Genomic DNA, 3461 nt, shown 5'->3' on the forward strand with positions numbered 1-3461 from the left:
CACCAGTGATTATGAAAGAGTACGGGTCTTGGTTTCGTGAATAGTTGGAAGAATTTCATCGAGAGCGAAATGGCGCTTCTCCTAACCCGAGGGCGTCGACGCCTTCGTTTGCCCTTGACATCGCCGTCGTTGTTATAGATGGGATGGCGCTTCAGCTACCATACCTGCACACATTGTGGCCGTTTCACTCAGGTTGCAAAACGCGAACCTGGTCACCTTCACCAATGTTTCAGTTGCGCCATTCTTGACGCCGGTTCTCAACTCGCCCAATTTTCAGGCGGCTAATTATTCCACTGGCGCGGGCATCCAGTTTGGTGACGCTGTCCAGCGCGCCGAATTTTTCCACAAGATGAAAGGGGGCTGGCATACCAACCTGCATCCGGCTGCTGTTGTGCATAGCATTACCATCACCGTACCGCGATTCATGACTGTAAATGTGAACGGCTTCAGCACACAGGTACAGACTTATTTCACTGAAAAAACCAGCGACGGCCGCACCGCGGTCTTCCTTCTCGATCAATTTTTCAACCAGCAGATTTTCAACATCGTGGCGAATGAAATCAAAACAGGGCGCTTTACCACAGGTGCGCTGAACATTGCGCTTCTTCCCAATACCTTTCTCTTTTCGCTCAATGCTGAAGGCGGTGTGGGAAGCTGCTGTACCCTGGGCTTCCACACGTTCTTTACAGACTCCAGAGTCCCCAAGGAATCGCGCTGGATTTTTGCCTTTGCCAGCTGGATCTCTCCCGGCATTTTCATGGGTTTCCAGGACGTGACTGCGCTCAGCCATGAGATCTCAGAGTCGCTCAATGATCCGTTCGTCAACAATCAGGTTCCAGCATGGCAGTTCCCCGGTGAACCCGGCACCTGCCAGGACAATCTTGAAACCGGCGACCCGGTTGAGGTGCTTACGAATCCGAGCTTCCCTGCGCACGTCTCCGGCATGACGTACCATCCGCAGACAGAAGCGCTGCTGCAATGGTTTGAGCAGAAATCAACCTCAACGGCCATCAACAGCGCGTTCAGCTATCCGAACACGAAGACGCTGACGCGCGGCGCGACGGCGTTTGGTCCCTTAACCTGTCCGTAAAAGGACTTGCCCGTAAAAATATTTGTCGGTAAATTGGCAGCCCGTCAAGCCTTCACCGCTACTGCTAATCCATCTCTCAATGGCAGGATCGTGGTGAAGAAATCCTTCATCGCGTACAGGCGCTGGTTAAATTCCTGAATGGCACGGGTATCTTTGTCTTTCGATTCCGCTTCCGTCACCCGCCCATACCAGAGGACGTTATCGGTAATAAACAAGCCGCCGCGGCGCAGATGGTTCGGCGCCAGATCCAGCACGCGCGGATAATACTCTTTATCGACGTCATTGAAAATGATGTCGAACTCCCGCTGCCGTTGCGCGAGTTGCTCCAGCGCGTCGCCCACGCCCATGTGGATTCTTTCCGCCACACCCGCCCGGCGAAAGTAACCGCTGGCTTCATCGGCATTTTTAGGGTCGCTGTCTGTATAGAAGACTTCCCCGCCCTCGCCTACCGCCCTGGCAAACCAGAGGGTGGAGTATCCGATCGCGGAGCCTAGTTCAAAAACTTTTTTGGCGTTGATCAGCCGAGCATATTGATAAAGCACGCGTCCAACCGCCGGGCCCACGATTGGGATATCGCGCTTGGCAGCCTCCGCTTCCATCTCCTGCAAGACAGAATCGCGCGGCGGGAGGATGGATAGCAGGTACTCATCGACTGCGGATTCGGTGATTCCCGGCATGGCGAAGCTCCTCAACGTTGAGACGCAGCCTGCTACGCCTCCATTCCAATGCGCTCCGCGATCTCTATGAAATCGTCTGTCCCGGCTTCATCGTGATCAGCTCAGTCTTAACACCGCGCGCTTTTAACTCTTTATCGAAAGTCTCAGGCGTACCGGTGAGCACAGGAAAAGTGGCATAGTGCATCGGGATCACGGCCTTGGGTTTGAGCAGAGTGCACGCATAAGCAGCTTCGCGTGGGCCCATGGTAAAAAGATCCCCGATTGGCAGCATGCACAGATCAGGCGCATACAGCTCTCGGATAATCGCCATGTCGCCAAAGACGCATGTATCGCCTGCGTGATACAGCTTGAGGCCGTTTTCAAACTCAATCACAAAGCCGCACGGCTCGCCGCCCGGCACGGAATTTCCATCATCGTCAATCGTGTTTGAGTGGTGGGCATTCACCAGGGTGACTTTCAGGTCGCTTAGCTGCTGTGTGCCGCCTTTGTTCATAGGCGCAATCTGCTTGGCGCCCTTCTTCTGCAAAAACGTGCACAGCTCATACATTCCGGCAATTTTTGGATTGTGTTTCTTTGCCAGCTCCACGGCATCGCCAAAATGGTCGCTGTGTCCATGCGAGATCAGCATATAATCAAGCTTCTCGATTTTCTTTTTGTCGGCGGGCGTAGCGGGATTGCCGGTGATCCAGGGATCGAGAATCAGCGTTTTTCCGCCGGGCGTTACCACCAGAAACGTCGCGTGTCCGAGCCATGTAATTTTGATTCCGTTTAGGTTCATGAGCGTTCCTTTTTGGATAATAAAGAATTTTGCTTTGGTAATTGGTATTTAGTACTTGGTATTTGGTGACCTGTTGAGCCGATTAGCACCTAAATTATGAATCGATTGCAAATGAATATGATGCCTCAAATCAATTGTGATTGCGCGAAAGATTTAGCCAAATACCAAATACTAAGTACCAGAAACCGGCGCTAAGAGCTATTTCTTCCACCCTTTATACCCTCCAGCCAGTGACATTACATTCTTGAAGCCCATCTTCTTCAGTGACTGCGCGGCCAGGGCGGAACGTCCCCCACCGCCGCAGTAGCAAACGATCGGCTCATTTTTGTCCGTGGTAATGGTATCGATCTTATGCTCAAGCTGGCCGCGCGGCAGCGGTTTCGCTCCGGCAATCGCGCCTTCAGCCACCTCGTCCGGCTCACGAACGTCGATGAGCGTGAAGTTCTGCTTTTGTTCTTGCATACGCTTCAGTTCGGCGGGATTGATTTCCTTGATCTCGCGCTTCGCTTCGTCTACCAGTTGTTTGTATTCGGGTAGGGGCATGGAGAAATTCTAAAACAGCTACTAGCTTCTAGCTACTGGCCGCTAGGCCGACCAAGCCTTCGCCATTTGTAACCGTCTTGTCGGCCCAGCTTACCTCTTGATCTCGGATCAAGGGAGCCAGTAACAAATCTCGGCGCAACAGCCGGAATCGCGGACGAGGAGCCACAGGCCTGCGTTGCTTATGCAGTTTTAGCATTTAGTGTGCTGATATCCACAATACTGTATCCAGCCCATGGCATCCTGTGAAGTGATAGCGGCAATAGCCTCAGTGATGGCCGGGTCCAGTGCTTCAGCCGTGCGTGCCTTCAGGGTTCGTAGGATCAGTTTGATCTTGGCCCAGCATTTTTCGATGGGATTGAGGTCTGGCGAATAA

The 3461-nt window shown here is 52.8% G+C and carries 5 protein-coding genes; 1 reads left to right on the plus strand and 4 read right to left on the minus strand.

The window, feature by feature from the left end; translation table 11 throughout:
- The first annotated feature begins 175 nt into the window (after positions 1-175).
- Complete coding sequence (locus tag LAO76_27830) at positions 176-1090, plus strand: hypothetical protein (protein ID MBZ5494750.1); 915 nt, start codon at positions 176-178, stop codon at positions 1088-1090.
- A gap of 44 nt (positions 1091-1134) precedes the next feature.
- Here LAO76_27830 and LAO76_27835 read toward each other — a convergent pair whose 3' ends face one another.
- From LAO76_27835 to LAO76_27850, 4 genes are all read right to left on the minus strand, one after another.
- Complete coding sequence (locus LAO76_27835; protein MBZ5494751.1) at positions 1135-1767, minus strand: O-methyltransferase; 633 nt, start codon at positions 1765-1767, stop codon at positions 1135-1137.
- Between the two features lie 64 nt (positions 1768-1831).
- Positions 1832-2545, minus strand: a complete 714-nt coding sequence (locus LAO76_27840; GenBank protein MBZ5494752.1) for a metal-dependent hydrolase — start codon at positions 2543-2545, stop codon at positions 1832-1834.
- A gap of 198 nt (positions 2546-2743) precedes the next feature.
- On the minus strand, positions 2744-3088 hold the full coding sequence (locus LAO76_27845) for a sulfurtransferase (protein MBZ5494753.1): 345 nt from the start codon (positions 3086-3088) through the stop codon (positions 2744-2746).
- 189 nt (positions 3089-3277) lie between these two features.
- Positions 3278-3461, minus strand: a 184-nt coding sequence (locus tag LAO76_27850) for a transposase (protein ID MBZ5494754.1), incomplete at its 5' end; no start/stop codon positions are given.

This window comes from Terriglobia bacterium (genome assembly GCA_020072645.1).
In the GTDB taxonomy this organism is placed as follows: domain Bacteria; phylum Acidobacteriota; class Terriglobia; order Terriglobales; family Acidobacteriaceae; genus Angelobacter.

What these genes read in the sequence shown, in the direction of transcription:
- LAO76_27845 (MBZ5494753.1), bottom strand. Translation starts at nt 3,088, where the DNA reads ATGCCCCTACCCGAATACAAACAACTGGTAGACGAAGCGAAGCGCGAG.
- LAO76_27835 (MBZ5494751.1), bottom strand. Translation starts at nt 1,767, where the DNA reads ATGCCGGGAATCACCGAATCCGCAGTCGATGAGTACCTGCTATCCATC.
- LAO76_27840 (MBZ5494752.1), bottom strand. Translation starts at nt 2,545, where the DNA reads ATGAACCTAAACGGAATCAAAATTACATGGCTCGGACACGCGACGTTT.